This window comes from Mesorhizobium cantuariense (assembly GCF_042647205.1).
Taxonomy (GTDB): Bacteria; Pseudomonadota; Alphaproteobacteria; order Rhizobiales; family Rhizobiaceae; genus Mesorhizobium; species Mesorhizobium cantuariense.
Genome location: NZ_JBHRVD010000001.1, coordinates 3,748,395 through 3,761,953, shown reverse-complemented (window position 1 = coordinate 3,761,953; position 13,559 = coordinate 3,748,395). Strand labels below are relative to the sequence as shown.

General features: G+C 58.1%; 10 protein-coding genes, 1 tRNA gene and 4 pseudogenes. 6 read left to right on the top strand and 9 right to left on the bottom strand.

The features are described 5' to 3' along the window. Positions 1–26 precede the first annotated feature (26 nt). Positions 27–111, bottom strand: a tRNA-Leu gene (locus tag ACFOJ9_RS18220). A 374-nt stretch (positions 112–485) separates the two neighbouring features. Between ACFOJ9_RS18220 and tig the strand changes: the two are divergent. The 6 genes and pseudogenes from tig to ACFOJ9_RS18190 all read left to right on the top strand — a co-directional run bounded on the left by tig (position 486) and on the right by ACFOJ9_RS18190 (position 7,143). Next, a pseudogene (tig, locus tag ACFOJ9_RS18215) lies at positions 486–1,962 on the top strand (trigger factor). A gap of 244 nt (positions 1,963–2,206) precedes the next feature. Next, positions 2,207–3,574 carry an HD domain-containing protein gene (locus ACFOJ9_RS18210; protein WP_378980284.1) on the top strand — a complete coding sequence of 456 codons (1,368 nt, stop codon included), beginning with the start codon at positions 2,207–2,209 and terminating at the stop codon, positions 3,572–3,574. Continuing rightward, on the top strand, positions 3,574–4,059 hold the full coding sequence (locus tag ACFOJ9_RS18205; RefSeq protein ID WP_378980283.1) for a hypothetical protein: 486 nt from the start codon (positions 3,574–3,576) through the stop codon (positions 4,057–4,059). The genes ACFOJ9_RS18210 and ACFOJ9_RS18205 overlap by 1 nt, the downstream gene beginning before the upstream one ends. A gap of 173 nt (positions 4,060–4,232) precedes the next feature. Continuing rightward, positions 4,233–4,757 (top strand): hypothetical protein, encoded by a 525-nt coding sequence (locus tag ACFOJ9_RS18200; RefSeq protein ID WP_378980282.1) that lies wholly within the window; start codon positions 4,233–4,235, stop codon positions 4,755–4,757. 256 nt (positions 4,758–5,013) lie between these two features. Further along, a complete protein-coding gene (locus ACFOJ9_RS18195) occupies positions 5,014–5,949 on the top strand; it encodes a heme o synthase (protein ID WP_378980281.1) in 936 nt (311 codons plus the stop codon). Positions 5,950–6,330: 381 nt separating this feature from the next. Further along, a complete protein-coding gene (locus tag ACFOJ9_RS18190) occupies positions 6,331–7,143 on the top strand; it encodes a DUF2189 domain-containing protein (protein ID WP_378987872.1) in 813 nt (270 codons plus the stop codon). A 56-nt stretch (positions 7,144–7,199) separates the two neighbouring features. Here ACFOJ9_RS18190 and ACFOJ9_RS18185 read toward each other — a convergent pair whose 3' ends face one another. From ACFOJ9_RS18185 to ACFOJ9_RS18150, 8 genes and pseudogenes are all read right to left on the bottom strand, one after another. Next, positions 7,200–7,673 carry an aminoacyl-tRNA deacylase gene (locus tag ACFOJ9_RS18185; protein ID WP_378980280.1) on the bottom strand — a complete coding sequence of 158 codons (474 nt, stop codon included), beginning with the start codon at positions 7,671–7,673 and terminating at the stop codon, positions 7,200–7,202. A gap of 191 nt (positions 7,674–7,864) precedes the next feature. After that, positions 7,865–8,269 (bottom strand): cytochrome C oxidase subunit IV family protein, encoded by a 405-nt coding sequence (locus ACFOJ9_RS18180; RefSeq protein WP_378980279.1) that lies wholly within the window; start codon positions 8,267–8,269, stop codon positions 7,865–7,867. 9 nt (positions 8,270–8,278) lie between these two features. Continuing rightward, positions 8,279–8,997: pseudogene (locus tag ACFOJ9_RS18175) on the bottom strand (heme-copper oxidase subunit III family protein). Positions 8,998–9,008: 11 nt separating this feature from the next. After that, positions 9,009–9,713 (bottom strand): cytochrome c oxidase subunit 3, encoded by a 705-nt coding sequence (locus tag ACFOJ9_RS18170; RefSeq protein WP_378980278.1) that lies wholly within the window; start codon positions 9,711–9,713, stop codon positions 9,009–9,011. Further along, positions 9,710–11,478, bottom strand: a pseudogene (locus ACFOJ9_RS18165) (cytochrome c oxidase subunit I). The gene ACFOJ9_RS18170 and the pseudogene ACFOJ9_RS18165 overlap by 4 nt, the downstream one beginning before the upstream one ends. A 24-nt stretch (positions 11,479–11,502) precedes the next feature. Then, entirely contained in the window at positions 11,503–12,387 is an 885-nt protein-coding gene (locus tag ACFOJ9_RS18160; RefSeq protein WP_378980277.1) for a cytochrome c oxidase subunit II, read from the bottom strand. 153 nt (positions 12,388–12,540) lie between these two features. Further along, positions 12,541–12,705, bottom strand: a pseudogene (locus ACFOJ9_RS18155) (JAB domain-containing protein); the annotation flags it as partial. A gap of 355 nt (positions 12,706–13,060) precedes the next feature. Continuing rightward, positions 13,061–13,477: a MarR family winged helix-turn-helix transcriptional regulator gene (locus ACFOJ9_RS18150; protein ID WP_378980276.1), complete on the bottom strand. Its 417-nt coding sequence runs from the start codon at positions 13,475–13,477 to the stop codon at positions 13,061–13,063. Positions 13,478–13,559: the final 82 nt, after the last annotated feature.

The following is a 13,559-nucleotide window of genomic DNA, read 5'->3' as shown; positions in this document are numbered from 1 at the left end:
TTGTCTGTGATCTCATGCTGGTAGGTTGGTGCGGATGAAGGGACTCGAACCCCCACGCCTTTCGGCACTGGAACCTAAATCCAGGGCGTCTACCAGTTCCGCCACATCCGCATTGACCGGCAATCCCATGTAGCCATCATTCTGTCAATGTCAGACAAGATGCTGGGTCGGAGACAAGATGTTGGGTCAGGGCCAAAATGTTGGTTCTTCGCGAATTGCGAAGACTGTTGAAAATTAGCCTCGCCTGTGACAAAAGGCGTGTCAAATGTGACGGGACGCGACGATCCGCTTCTACAGAATGTGATAAGAAGTAGGAAAAACAAGAACTTATTCACATTTTGGAACGCAGTTTGGGAGAGTTTGAGCCGTATTACCGGTCAAATCGCCAGGTTCCGTACCAAAAGCCATTCCCGGCAAGAATATACCGGCAGGCTGTAAACGGCAGAGGCCGTGGCAGTCTCATTGGTGAAAACAAAGGTTTTACGATGCAGGTCACCGAAACGCTCAACTCCGGTCTCAAGCGCGAGATCAAGATCACCGTGCCGGCCGGTGACATGGAAGCCAAGCTGATGGCGCGGCTTTCGGATGCCCGCAACAAGGTCCGCATCAACGGCTTCCGCCCCGGCAAGGTGCCGGTGCAGCACCTGCGCAAGGTCTACGGCAAGTCGTTCATGGCCGAAGTGGTCAACGAGATCCTCAATGATTCGACCCGTTCGATCATTACCGGGCGTGGCGAAAAGGCGGCCATGCAGCCCGAAGTCATCATGACCGAGGACGAGAAGGAAGCCGAGAAGATCCTGGCCGGCGGCGCCGACTTCGAGTTCCGCCTCAACTACGAGATCATCCCGGCGATCGAGATCAAGGACTTTTCCGACATCAAGGTGACCCGCCAGGTGTTCGACGTGCCGGACGCCGAGATCGACGAGCAGGTCCAGCGCGTCGCCGAATCGGCGCGCAGCTACGAGCCGAAGACGGGCAAGGCCGCCAATGGCGACAGGGTCTCCATCGACTATGTCGGCAAGATCGACGGCGAGGCCTTCAACGGCGGCGCCGGCACCGATCAGCCGCTGGTGCTGGGTTCGAAGGAGTTCATCCCCGGCTTCGAGGATCAGCTGGTCGGCGCCAAGGCTGGTGACGAAAAGCAGGTCACCGTGACGTTCCCGGAAAACTACCAGGCCGCGCATCTGGCCGGCAAGGAAGCGACCTTCGAGGTCACCGTCAAGGAAGTGTCCCAGCCCGGCGCGCTGGAAATCAACGACGAGACCGCCAAGAACCTCGGCCTGGAGTCGCTGGAGCGCCTGCGCGACGTCGTGCGCGGCCAGATCGAGAACCAGTTCGGCGCCATGACGCGCCAGAAGGTCAAGCGCCAGCTGCTCGACCAGCTCGACGCGGCTTATTCGTTCGAGGCGCCGTCGAAGCTCGTCGACGCCGAGTTCAACAACATCTGGGCGCAGGTCAATCGTGACCTGGAAGCAGCCGGCCGCACCTTCGCCGACGAAGAGACGACGGAAGAAGAGGCGCGTGCCGAGTACCTGCGGCTTGCCGAGCGCCGCGTGCGCCTCGGCCTGGTGCTGGCTGAAATCGGCGAGAAGGCCGGTGTCACCGTATCGGACGAGGAATTGCAGCGCGGCCTGTTCGAGCAGGTGCGCCGCTATCCGGGCAATCAGCAGCAGGAAGTCTTCGAGTTCTACCGCAACAATCCGGAAGCGTTGAACACGCTGCGCGCGCCGATGTTCGAGGAAAAGGTGGTCGATCATCTCCTCGGCCAGATTTCGGTCACCGACGTCAAGGTCAGCAAGGAAGATCTGATGGCCGACGACGAGGAGGACGACACCGCTACCAAGGCGAAGCCGGCGAAGAAAGCCGCCGCCAAGAAGGCCGACGACAAGAAGGCCGACGACGCGGAAGAGCCCAAGAAGAAGGCCCGCGCCGAAGAAGAAAGCCGGCAAGGACGCCGAATAACACCAGCGCTCCGCTGAAACAGGAAAGGCCGCCCTCGAGGCGGCCTTTTTCGTTGCGAGGTTGTGGCAACAGAGACCCGCTATAGCCCGCGTTTCGAATCCACGCCGCCTGATATTGAGAGGATCAGATGGAGTGGCCGTGACCCAGCAGATAAATTTCTGATGAGAAACTGGGTGGCTGAGTCAAAGTCAGATTTTGTTGTCTTTGTGTTATTTTGGAGAGGGGAAACGATTCGGGCGACAACGTGAAACCACAAAGGATACGAGATCCGCTACACGATCTCATTGAATTCTCTGAAACCGCGTTCGAGCAAGCGCTTTGGGATGCAGTTAATTCCGAAGAAATGCAGCGGCTTAGGAGAATTAAACAACTTGGATTTTCTGAACTTGTTTATCCAGGAGCCACGCACACGAGGCTGGCTCACAGCTTAGGTGTGTTCCATACCGCTCGAGAGCTATCAGGCCGGGTCAGGAAATTTCTTGGTAAAGACTTCGATGAAGATCGCGAAAAAATCGCTCTTGCCGCTGCGCTTGTGCATGACCTTGGTCACGGGCCGTTTAGCCATGCGTTTGAAGACGCAATGAAGAAGATTGCCAAGGCACGGGGCCAGAAGGTCGAAAAACGGCATGAGATTTGGACCGCTGACATCATTCGTGAGAATACGGACATCGGCAGACGCATCGAAAAGGGAATGGGCAAAGAGGCAAGAGAGGCTGTTGCCACTTTGCTGCTGCAGGAAACGCCGACCGACATCTATTCGGGAATCGTTTCGAGCCAATTTGATGCTGACCGCCTCGACTATCTTCGTCGGGACCGGCTTATGACCGGTGTCAGTCATGGAAGTTTTGACTATTTCTGGTTGCTCGCCAATCTCGAGGTCGACCAGGTGCCGTTCTCAACGGATGGTGAGGATTACGCGAATATCGATAGTTTGGTGCTTGGGAATAAGGCATTTCAGGCAGCCGAAGCGTATGTTCTTGGTTTGTTTCATATGTATTTTGCTGTATATTTCCACAAGGCGACCAGATCGGCAGAAAAAATTCTAACCGCCCTTTTGGTCCGGCTGGGAGAGTTGATTTTGGATGGAAATGTCGCAGCTACCGGTCTCGACTCGGCTCATCCGATTACTGAGTTCTTGGTCGATTCGACGCTCAGGAATTATCTGACCCTTGACGACTCGGTTGTATGGGGCAGTTTGCCGCTTATGGTTCGCGCGTCTGACGACCACATAAAACATTTGGCGTCCAGGCTTCTTCGAAGGGACCTGTATAAAGCCTTTGACGTGACCGAATATTTTAAGGGTCGGGGTGGAGAGGCATCGGTAGCTAAATTTCGAGCCGCCCTATCAGAGGCAAAAAAAGCAGACGGTTTTGGATATCTCGAAATTTTTGAGGATTCCCCAGCTAGGGATCCTTACAAGAGGCGTGGGTACGATACGCCTGAGGCCCTCTCAAAGGTCCTTATACGTGGGTCACCTGGCGGCCCTTATCAGGATTTGGCCGAATTGTCGGACGTAGTTAGCGCATTACAAAAGCGTACGGTCTACCGCGTCTATGCCGGTAACGCTAATGCACTGGAAAAAGTGAAACAAATCGCGATGGGAGTGGGATGATGACAAACTCCACAGATATAGCAAAGATATTGAATCTTAATGGAGGCGAACTAGTTGGAAGAACTCGACTTCAAAAGACCTTCTATTTTCTTGAACGCCTTGGCATCGGATTTGGTTATGACTTTCAATACTATCACTATGGGCCATACAGTGAGGAGCTGACTATCTCTGCTCAGGATTCTGTGGCGCTTGGATTCGTAAATCACGATAAGCGCGTCGGAACTAGGTCTCAATTGTATTCGGTGTTTCAGTCGCTTTTGAAAGATGAACGCGATCCACTGGACGCTTCGCGGAAGCACGCCCTGAAAATTCTCGCCGGGTATGATCCAATTTCACTAGAGCTTGCTGCGACTGCAGACTTTTTGGAGTGCGCCGGCTACGGCTTGGATGCTTGGTCAGAGACTGCCGTCAGGAAGTCATCGAAGGCGACGCCTGAACGTATAGAAAAAGCCAAAAAGTTGCTCTTAGATCTCCAAGGGCTCTAGACGTGTAAATTACGACCTTCGATAATTTATAGCGCTTTCAGGCCGCCTCGAGGCGGCCTTTTCGTTGCCAAACTGCAACAGCCGCCACGCTTCGCGAGCGATGGCCTGTGGCGATCAAGCTTTGATCATTATCTGCGCTTCTATTGCAGGCCACTTGGCTGTTGGAGGGCGTGTTGAGACTGTTCGTCGAATTGGGACACGCTGCGGCAATTGCGCTGGTCCTTGTCTCGGTCTGCGGCACTGCCCGGGCCGATACGGTGCCTGACAATTGGCGGTTCGACACGAGCGAGGACGGCCTCGTCACGGCGTCGCTCTATGCCACCAACAAGCTGATCACCGGCGGCGGCGCCTTGAGCTACAGTCCGATCCTGACCATAGCCTGCCGGGCGAATGGCGAACCGCATTGGACCGAATGGCTGCAACTGAACGACGCCGTCTCCGCCAGCCGCAAGATCACCATGTCGGTCACGGTCGACCAGGGCAGCAAGTTCGATGAGAGCTGGTCGGTCGGGCCGCGCGGCAGGATGCTGGTGCGCGACGGCGCTGACGGTATCAAGCGCCTTGTCGCCGCGAACCGGCTCCAGCTTTCGTGGCGGTTCGGGCTGCTGTCGGGGCGCGGCGAGGCCGATTTCGATCTTGCCGGGTTGGGTGAAGCGGTCAACCAAGTTGCCGGCAGCTGCAACACGGATGTACCTTGAGCCACTGCAGACCACCTAAACCTTTGTACGGTCGACCTCTTCTACCTGCCGGCCAGATTCTGTGGTATATAGGCCGCAATTCCATTTGGGGGCGAAGCGGATAATCTGTTCTGCCGTGCAAGGCGCGTCTAACCTCTTGTTTTACTGTGATCTTATCCGAACTGAAGGGCAGCGTAAGCAAAGACCGGGTTTCAGTTTTCGCTCGCGCCTTCAGTTCTGGATTATGGCCTAGGTTGCCTGCTTCCATCGGTCCGAGATGTCGACTAGGGAAAACCGCCTCAGGGATACCGGCATCCGCCTCTCGGAAGCGAAGGCGGGTGATTTCTTCGCGCTTTTGAAGCCCCGTGTCATGGCGCTTGCTGTCTTCACTGCTTTCGTTGGCCTGATGGCAGCGCCTGGCGCGATGAATCCGGTCATGGCCGTGATTGCAATCGGTGCGATTGCGATTGGAGCGGGAGCGGCCGGGGCTCTCAATATGTGGTACGACGCGGATATCGACGCGCTGATGTCGCGCACATCAAAGCGGCCGATTCCGTCGGGCCGCGTCACGCCGGGTGAAGCTCTCGGCTTCGGCCTGGTGCTTTCCGCATTTTCGGTCATGACGCTCGGCGTGCTGGTGGGCTGGCTTGCCGCATCGCTGCTGGCCTTCACCATCTTCTTCTACGTCGTTATCTATACGATGTGGCTGAAGCGCTCGACGCCGCAGAACATCGTCATCGGCGGCGCGGCGGGTGCCCTTCCTCCTGTCATTGGCTGGGCGGCCGCCACTGGCGCCATCGGCGTTGAAAGCCTCATCCTGTTTCTAATCATCTTTCTATGGACGCCTCCGCATTTCTGGGCGCTCGCGCTGTTCAAAGTCGGCGACTACGCCGCTGCCGGCATCCCGATGATGCCGAACGTTGCCGGCCAGGTCTCGACCAGAAAACAGATATTCGCCTATTCACTGCTTCTGGCGCCAATCGGCGTGCTGCCCTGGGCGTTCGGATTCGCGAGCGGGTTCTATGGAATTGTTTCGGCTGCATTGGGCGCGGGTTTTATCTGGCACGCCTGGAAGGTTCTGGTCGCTCAAGACCAGGGGATGAAGCCTACAAAGGCGCTGTTTGCCTTCTCGATTTTCTACCTTTTCGCGATCTTTGCCTTACTGCTTGCCGACACCATCGCAATGCGAGCATTCATGTCAACCGGAGGTTGACGGCAAGACCGCTGTTATCGGAATACTCGTCGGGTGAGACAGCCGGTCTGTCCTTGCTGCATCGAAGGCGTTGCAGGCCAGAATCGGCTCGAACATCACGAAGGGATCGCACAGAATCCCAGGATCAGCAGGGCGACCACGCCAAGGCCGAGTATGAGAAGCGTCCTTCCGTCCATGACCTTCACCTTTGACCCTGAGAATATCGAAAAAAGACCACCAGAGCTAGCCGGACCGCCGGGGCCCTTCCGACAAAGGGCGACAAGTCTCTGGCAAGAGAGTATGTTGATTGCGGTGCAGGTCGCGGTTTTTGCGTGGCCAATCACGCAGAACGGCAGCACCGCGAAGCCGCGACCTTACCGGACCTGGTCTGGAGGAATGGTCATGGCTAGCTTTCATGTGATAGCAGGCGCCAGCGAGACGCTGGAACATACCAAAATTCGAAAAATCGGCGTTTCCGACCTTTTCGACGCGCTCAAGCGGGGCGTCGACGATTTCATGGTCAAACCGTCGCACATCGTTTTTCTCTGCTTGATCTATCCGCTCGTGGGCGTGGTGCTCGCCGCCTGGACTTCTGGCGCCAATGCGTTGCCGTTGTTGTTTCCGCTGGTCTCCGGTTTTGCGCTGATTGGCCCGTTCGCGGCGATAGGCCTCTATGAAATCAGCCGCAGACGGGAAGCCGGACTCGACTTCTCCTGGAGGCACGCTTTCGAGGTCAGGAATTCTCCGGCGCTGCCGGCCATCGCGGCGGTCGGGATCATGCTGTTTGCAATCTTCATCACCTGGCTTTTGACGGCGCAGATATTCTACCAATATCTTTTCGGCCCGGCTCCGCCGGAATCGATATCCGGCTTCATCAATGAAATATTTGCCACCGGACGCGGTTGGACGCTGATTATCCTGGGGCACGCCATAGGCTTCGTCTTCGCTGTGGTGGTGTTGTGCACAACGGTTGTCGCCTTCCCCTTGTTGCTCGACCGCGACGTCGGCGCCTACGAAGCCATCCACACCTCGGTGCGTGCGGTGCTGGCTAACCCGATCGCCATGGTTGTCTGGGGACTGATTGTCGCCGTCGCCCTGATCATCGGCTCGCTGCCGGTGTTCGCCGGGCTGGCCGTCGTGTTGCCGATCCTCGGTCACGCCACCTGGCATGTTTACCGCAAGGTCGTGGAGTCGCCCGCCAGACCGGCGAGTTGAGGAAATTCTGCCTCACCGCACCGGCGAGGGTGCCGGTGCAAGTCTGATCGAAGCCGTCAGTAAGCCGGGTGACTGAAGCGAGCCTGGTGTGCGCCCATGGTCAGGTTGCGGAAATCCTCGCCACTGACATGCACCAGCGTTCTATGGTCGCCGCCTTCGAAGTAGATGTCGGCGGCATCGCCAAGGCTCTCATCGACAATCACCGGCACATCGTAAGCTGCGCCGATCGGCGGGATGGCGCCGGTGTCGCAATCACCGAAGAGCGAAATCACCTCGTCTTCGGAGGCGAGTCCGAGACGCTTGTTCATGACGTCTTGCAACCTGCCAAGTTCGATCCTGTGGGTGCTCGGAACCACGGCCAGCGTATAGCCAAGCTCGTGGTGAACGACCACGGATTTCGCCATGATGCTGCCGGGCACATGCGCGGCTATTGCCGACTGTCGGCTTGTTGAAGTGCGATGATGAGCGACGGTGTCGTAGGAAATTCCCTTGCCGTCGATGAAGTCCTTCAGTCTGTTTGCGATCGTCATCTTGGCCTCCCTTGCCGGAGTTCGCGACGCACGGGGATCAGCGCAGCGAAAACCGGATCCATTTTTCGGGATCATGCTCTAACAAAAATGGACCAGCTGCCGATTGTTTCAAGGCGCCGGCAACCGAACTGGACGCACGTCGCATGCAAGGGTCCTGACCGGAAATGCCATAGGCAAATCCGGTTTGCGCGTCAGGGGCCGGATCCGAAAAACGCCAGCCGGGTGAAAAGCGTGTAGTCGGCTTCGAAGACCATCATTGCCACGAACACCAGCACCAGTATCGGCGGCAGGATGATCGCGTAGGTCAGCGCCAGCCGTTCCCAGGCCATGTGCATGAAGAAGGCGACGATCAGGCCCGCCTTGAGCATCATGAAGATCAGGATCAGCGACCATCTGAGATAGCCGTGGAGACCGAAATAATCGACCATGTAGGAGCATGCGCTGAGGATGAACAGCCATGCCCAGACCACCAGATAGAGCTTGATCGGGTGCTCCTGGTGGACCTCCGCATCGGCGATGCCGGTCGCCGGCGCGTCATGCGCATGACCAGCGTGAAGTGCGTGTTGCCCTAGGCCGTTTGCGGTTGCTTCAGCCATATCTGCCTCTCACCAAAGATAGAAGAACGCGAAGATGAACACCCAGACCAGATCGACGAAGTGCCAGTACAGCCCCATGATCTCGACGTTCTCATAGCGGCCGTGCGGCTGGTGAAGAAGCCGCGCCGTCCGGTGTCATAGTCTCCGCGCCAGACCTTTCGCGCCACGATGATCAGGAAGATCACCCCGATCGTCACATGGGTGCCGTGGAAACCGGTGATCATGAAGAAAGATGAACCGAATTGTGCGGCGCCCCAGGGATTGCCCCAGGGCCGCACCCCTTCAGTGATCAGCTTGGTCCATTCGAAGGCTTGCATGCCGACAAAGGTCGCGCCGAGTGCCGCGGTCAGAAGCATGAGAATTGCCGTCTTGCGGCGGTCGCGGCGATAGCCGAAATTGACCGCCATGGCCATCGTTCCGCTGCTTGAAATCAGCACAAAGGTCATGATGGCAATAAGGATCAGCGGGATATCCGAGCCGCCGATACGAAGCGCAAAGACCTCGCTCGGATTGGGCCATGGCACGCGGGTCGAAATGCGGGCGGTCATGTAGGAGAGCAGGAAGCAGCCGAAGATGAAGGTGTCACTGAGCAGGAAGATCCACATCATGGCCTTGCCCCAGGACACGTTCTTGAACGCACGCTGATCCGAGGACCAGTCGGCGGCAATGCCTTGCCAGCCTGCGGGCCGTGGCTCCGTTTGGCCGATATGCGTCAGTGTCTCTGCCATCCGCTTGATCCCTAAGTCAGCAACTGTCGGCAAATGTCGATGAACGTCGCGGCCCAACCGGCCAGCAGGGCGAAGATGGCGAGCCAGACGAAGAGCAGGAAATGCCAGTACATGGCGCACAGCTCGATGCCGAGGCGAAGCCGTTCCGGCCGCGCTCCATTCCAGGCGCCGGCGGTCGTTCTGCCGAGGCCCACCAGCCCGCCCAGTATGTGCAGGCCATGCATGCCGGTGATCAGGTAGAAAAAGCTATTGGCCGGATTGGAACTCAGCAGATAGCCGTCGTCGGTCAACTGCCGCCATGCCACCAACTGCCCGACCAGGAAGGCAAGCGCCGTGAGCCCGGCTGTGGCGAGGCCGAGTCTGACCATGTCGATCTGCCGCTTGCGCGCGGCGACCACGGCGCATTGCAATGCGACGCTGCTCAAGATGAGCACGCCGGTGTTGAGCCAGAGCAGGCGGGGGAGCGGCAGGGGCTGCCAGTCCGACAGCGCCATGCGCATGAAGTAGGCGCTGGTGAAGAGTGCGAACAGACAGCCGACGACGGCGAGGAAGACACCGAGGCCGATCTTGGCGGTTGGCAGCGCTGACCGGTCGAAGGCGACAACGTCCCCGGCCAGACCTTGCTCGAGCCATGGCCTCGACATCAGCCGCTGATGGGAAAGCCACCATCCGGCAAAGCCGGCGATGACGAACAGGAAGACTATGATGACGCTCATGCCGGCTCCTTTGAGGGGCCGAAAGATCCCGGCACGTTCTGTGGGATGAAATCCTCCTTGGCGCCCGGCACGCTATAGTCATAAGCCCAGCGATAGACGATCGGCAGATCCTTGCCGAAATTGCCATGGGTCGGCGGGGTTTCGGACGTCTGCCATTCGAGCGTCGTGGCGCGCCACGGATTGCCGCCGGCCTCACGGCCATGGCGGATGCTCCAGATCAGATTGAACAGGAACACGATCTGGGCAAAGCCGACGATGAACGCCATGATGCTGATGAAGGAGTTTAGGTGGTGGGCCGACTCCGTCATGATCGTCATATTGGACAGTTCGTTGTAGCGCCGCGGCACGCCCATCAGGCCGATGTAGTGCATGGGGAAGAAAATCAGATAGGCGCCAAGGAACGTGACCCAGAAATGGAACTGGCCCAGCGTCTCGTTCAGCATCCGGCCGGTGACCTTCGGGTACCAGTGGTAGATCGCGCCGAAGATCACGGTGATCGGAGCGACGCCCATGACCATGTGGAAATGGGCGACGACGAACATGGTGTCGGATAGCGGGACGTCGACGACGACGTTGCCGAGAAACAGCCCGGTTAACCCGCCATTGACGAAGGTGACGATGAAGGCCATGGCAAAAAGCATCGGTATGGTCAGATGGATGTCGCCGCGCCACAGCGTCAGCACCCAATTGTAGACCTTGATGGCGGTCGGGACGGCGATGATCAGGGTCGTGGTGGCGAAGAAGAAGCCGAAATAGGGGTGCATGCCGCTGACATACATGTGGTGCGCCCAGACCACGAAGCTCAGCGCGCCGATGCCGACGATGGCCCAGACCATCATCCGGTAGCCAAAAATGTTCTTGCGCGCGTGGGTGCTGATCAGGTCGGAGACGATACCGAAGGCCGGAAGCGCCACGATGTAGACCTCGGGGTGGCCGAAGAACCAGAACAGATGCTGGAACAGGATCGGGCTGCCGCCGCCATGCTGCAATTGTTGACCCATCTCGACAACCGCCGGCATGAAGAAGGAGGTGCCGAGCGCACGGTCAAACAGCATCATCACGCAGGCGACGAACAGCGCCGGGAAGGCGAGCAGCGCCATGACGGTGGCGGTGAAGATGCCCCAGACCGTCAGTGGCAGGCGCATCAGCGTCATGCCGCGCGTGCGGCCCTGCAGCACCGTCACCACATAGTTCAGGCCGCCCATGGTGAAGCCGATGATGAACAGGATCAGCGAGACGAGCATCAGGATGATGCCCCAGTCCTGGCCGCCAGGCGTGCCGGTCATGATGGCTTGCGGCGGATAGAGCGTCCAGCCGCCCCCGTCGGTCCGCCGGGCGCAAAGAAACTCGACACCAGAACCAGCACGGCAAGCAGATAGATCCAGTAGCTCAGCATGTTGACATAGGGGAAAACCATGTCGCGAGCCCCGACCATCAGCGGGATCAGGTAGTTGCCGAAGCCGCCGAGAAAGAGTGCCGTGAGCAAATAGATCACCATGATCATGCCGTGCATGGTGATGAACTGGTAGTAGGCTTCCGGGGTGATGAAGTCGAACGTGCTGGGGAAACCGAGTTGCAGCCGCATCAGCCAGGACAGCACCAGCGCGACCATGCCGATCCCGATCGCCGTCGCCGAATACTGGATGGCGATGACCTTGGCATCCTGCGAGAAGACATACTTCGTCCACCAGCTGTGCGGATGGTAGAGTTCCATTTCCGCGACTTCGGCGGCCGGGACGGCATCTGCAGGCGTGATATCGACCATAGGAGGAGCACCTCCGTGCCCTTTTCAGCGGGACCCGACAGTTTCGAGTTTTGCCGCAACTTTCAAAGCTGATGCCATGGCGTTGCTCGGCGCCTGTTGCGCCGAGCCCGTCTGCTGGGGCGCCGATAATTGCGCGAACGTCTGCTGCTGGTCGAGCCAGGCCACATAGTCCTGCTCGGTGTCGACCATGACGATGCCGTTCATCAAAGGGTGGCCTTGGCCGCAAAGCTCGGCGCACAGGACCTGAAAGGTTCCGGTCTTGATCGGAGTGAACCAGAAATAGGTGACCGAGCCCGGGATCATGTCCATCTTGGCGCGGAATTCCGGCACATAAAAATCATGTAGCACATCGATCGAGCGGAGCAGCATCTTGACCGGTTTGCCGACCGGCAAATGCAGATCAGCCGCTTCGACCACGACATCGTCCTGACCATTGGGATCGCCGGCGATCACGCCCAGCGGATTGTCCGCGGTGACCTCGCGGGTGTCGGATGTGCCAAGCTTGCCGTCCTTGCCGGGCAGACGGAAACTCCACTGCCACTGCTGGCCGACGACTTCGACCACGGTTGCGTCGCTGGGAACGTTGACGAACCGGTTCCAGACGAACAGGCCGGGAATCAGCAACGCCGTGACCCCAACCGCGGTGACGATTGTCAGCCACGATTCGAGCCGCTTGTTCTCCGGTTCGTAGGCAGCCCGGTTCCCTTCCCGATGACGGAAGCGGAAGACGCAATAGGCCATGAACAGAACCACGGCGGCGAAGACGACACCGGTGATCCAGAAGGTGATGATGATGGTGTTGTCGATATAGCCCCAGTTCGAGGCAATAGGCGTCCACCACCATGGGCTCAGGAGGTGAAACAACACTGAGCCCACAACGATCAAAACGAGTACAAGCGCTACGGCCATGTCCCGTCCTCCCGGCATTCAAGGGCGCGAGAAGGTGTCCCAGGAAAAACCAAGTGCATCATGCTTGATTTGCGATCGAAACTCCAGAGCCGACTATCTTGACGGCAAAAATGCCGCTTTTTTTGCCGCCACGACCCTTCGAGAGGGCCGTTCCTAGATCAACAGCAGGCCCTTCATGCTGGCATGGCCTTTGCGCCCGATGATGATGTGGTCGTGGATGGCAATGCCCAGACGCTTGCCGGCCTCGATGATCTCCTTCGTCATCTCGATATCGGCCCGCGATGGTGTCGGATCGCCTGACGGGTGGTTGTGGAGTACCGCAAGTGTCTTGGTAACTATTTGAAAAATAATGGGAAACAGGGTGGTTCGTAACAACAAGGGTGCGGTAGTTGGGGGCGGTCTTGTGTGCTCCCCCGTGATCATCACGCTCAGTCATTAGCGTTCAGCGTGAGTCGTTTGGACGCACGGCTAGACACGGTGTTTTTTGATTCCGCGTCACGTCTCCTCGATCGGATATAGCCCGGCTTTTCATGATATGCAGTCTGGACTGAAAGGCGAGTGTTCGCGTCTCGTCGCCGCAAGGCGTTTGCGGCTACCATTTATGGACAAATAGAATTTCGCGCTGCCGCCCACGGCCGTCGCTCGCGTAGGTCCCCAGGATGCGGGCCGACCTTCAACTGATCTGTTTGATGAATGTCTCAAGCATGTCGCGGAGCTTCTTGGTGTCCTCGTTCCCATAGGAGCCTTCGACGCGCGCCTCATGGTCCTGCACTCGGCGGTTCTGGCTTTCCAGAAGGGCGGCGCCCTTGTCGGACAGGAACATGCGTACCTTGCGGCGATCGCTGGGGTCGGGAACGCGGTAAACCAGCGCTTCCTCGACCATTCGATCGACCAGTTTCGTCAGCGTCGGGTGATTTATCGCCAGTTCGTCGGCCAGTTTGCCCATGGTCGAGCCGCCGACTTCAGACAGCGCCATCATCAGGCGCCACTGGTCGAGCGAGACGCCCTCGGCGTTGAGCTGCCTGCTGATGTGCCGATTTGCCTGGGCCAGGAGGTGCGACAGGTGCTCGCTGAGGGGACGGCGCTGCATGATATTTGATTCTATAATTGTTTAATCGGAAACTATGTATATGATTTACGCTGCAAACGAAAGACAGTGACTTCACAACCGT

What these genes read in the sequence shown, in the direction of transcription:
- ACFOJ9_RS18160 (WP_378980277.1), bottom strand. Translation starts at nt 12,387, where the DNA reads ATGGCCGTAGCGCTTGTACTCGTTTTGATCGTTGTGGGCTCAGTGTTG.
- ACFOJ9_RS18205 (WP_378980283.1), top strand. Translation starts at nt 3,574, where the DNA reads ATGACAAACTCCACAGATATAGCAAAGATATTGAATCTTAATGGAGGC.
- ACFOJ9_RS18170 (WP_378980278.1), bottom strand. Translation starts at nt 9,713, where the DNA reads ATGAGCGTCATCATAGTCTTCCTGTTCGTCATCGCCGGCTTTGCCGGA.
- ACFOJ9_RS18190 (WP_378987872.1), top strand. Translation starts at nt 6,331, where the DNA reads ATGGCTAGCTTTCATGTGATAGCAGGCGCCAGCGAGACGCTGGAACAT.
- ACFOJ9_RS18195 (WP_378980281.1), top strand. Translation starts at nt 5,014, where the DNA reads ATGTCGACTAGGGAAAACCGCCTCAGGGATACCGGCATCCGCCTCTCG.
- ACFOJ9_RS18150 (WP_378980276.1), bottom strand. Translation starts at nt 13,477, where the DNA reads ATGCAGCGCCGTCCCCTCAGCGAGCACCTGTCGCACCTCCTGGCCCAG.
- ACFOJ9_RS18185 (WP_378980280.1), bottom strand. Translation starts at nt 7,673, where the DNA reads ATGACGATCGCAAACAGACTGAAGGACTTCATCGACGGCAAGGGAATT.
- ACFOJ9_RS18180 (WP_378980279.1), bottom strand. Translation starts at nt 8,269, where the DNA reads ATGGCTGAAGCAACCGCAAACGGCCTAGGGCAACACGCACTTCACGCT.